The 1,680-nt window shown below is 45.1% G+C and carries 1 protein-coding gene and 1 pseudogene; both read right to left on the bottom strand.

The features are described from left to right. Positions 1-788 (bottom strand): annotated as a pseudogene (locus QZT26_RS17495) (IS1634 family transposase); the annotation flags it as partial. Positions 789-833: 45 nt separating this feature from the next. Next, on the bottom strand, positions 834-1,680 hold an 847-nt coding region (locus QZT26_RS17490), incomplete at its 5' end, for a transposase (RefSeq protein WP_295104011.1).

Here is a 1,680-nt window from a genome sequence, read left to right as displayed (position 1 = left end):
CTTTTACGCCGAACAGCAAGCTTTTTTCTAGTGACTACCCGTATGTTCCGGCTTGGCAATACTTCTGGCAACTTTATCTGTAATGCCTCTAATAATTCATGTGATTGTTGCCGCGGACGCGGGATCTTCTGGCAACTAGCTTTTTGGCCTTTGATTGTTACTTCCATCGAACAAATGGTCGTCAATTGTGCGAGACCTTCCTCTACCGTCAAGTCAAAATTCTTCCACGCTCTGCGCAGCCTTCGAATTATCATGTACGCAAGCATTACCACAAACACATGTCCCCGTGTACTATCCTCCTTTCTTACATACACCGGACGAACCTCCAAATTCACCGTCTTACAGTCCCGAAACGCCTTCTCCACTTCCGTTAAATCCTTGTATCGTTCATGTACCAGATTGGTATCCGCCTCGTTCTCCTCAAGATCAGTCTTGATTGCGTAACAACCATCAAGGTATGATGCCTCCTTTAATGCTTCCTCATCTCTCTCTATCTTTAGCGTCCTATCCTCTTCTTTTATCTGCACCCACCCATCAAGTTTCAATTTCGTTAGCCTTTCCCTTGTTGTTTCCAGTGCCTTCGATACTGACGACTTAGGATGTTCCTTCAGATAACTGTTCTTCTTCACGATGTATTTCTCTATACTCTGTAATTTTGATACACGGGTCTTTGACATCTCTTCCGCCCTTACCGGATTGCGCCTCAGAATATATCTAACCTCATCATCCTTTATCTCGCAGAGCTTTTCTTCGAACAATCCTAATTGCAGTATCCCTTTATTTATCAACGACTCTATCTGCGGCTTGGTTATCGCCGTTATGTAATGAAACCCTTACGGCAAACTTTCGATTTGCACCGTCTTGATCATCCCACGATCTCCTACAATCGTTACATCTTTGCATCCAAACCGCTCTAATACCTTCTTTACCTGAGATTCAAAGGTCTTCGGATCCTGGGTGTTGCCCCTAAATACTTCTGTTGATACCGGCTCCCCGGATTCATCACAAAGCATACCGATCACTATCTGTTTTTTCCTCTTTTTGCCGTCACGATTATACCCGTACTCACCAAAATGATTCGACTTCCCCTCTAAATAACTGCTCGTCACGTCATACAAAAACAACTTCGGCTTATTGCCTCCTCGTCTTAACTCAAACAGCTTTCGCTCTATCTTTGCCTGATTCTCTGACAACCATGACAAATTATCGTACAGATTGTTCTCGTCAAACCCACGCTTCATATCCAGGACGTCACCCGCAGCATGTATCTGCGCCAGCCTTACTGCAGACAGTCTTGACCCCTGGCCTATTACCCTTGCCATTACTTGCCAAAGCGCCAGCTTTCCTTCAAAGTCCTTTCCCAATGCCTCTTCTATCCCTAATTCCTTTGCCACTTGGTACACGCTCCACGCTGCTCCCATAGACAAACCCTCATGGAGTTTCACCGATTCTGACAATGCGCCCAATGCACAGAGATCGTCTTTATGTGCGAGTGCAAGTCTTATCGCTTCAATCTCCAGGGGAGTGCAATTCGACAGATTCGCAATGGTGCGTTTCTTGACCTTCCCATCCTCACGGTACGATTCCCGCAGAAGGGTAGATCGATAGATTTTTTTACCGGATTTTGACTTGTTCTCTACAATATGCATGTCCACCATTGTACAGATAACAACCATTATC

The organism is uncultured Candidatus Kuenenia sp. (assembly GCF_900696675.1).
GTDB classification, from domain to species: domain Bacteria; phylum Planctomycetota; class Brocadiia; order Brocadiales; family Brocadiaceae; genus Kuenenia; species Kuenenia stuttgartiensis_A.
The sequence above is the reverse complement of the archived record's forward strand: the minus strand, read 5'-3'. Positions and strand labels throughout refer to the sequence as shown.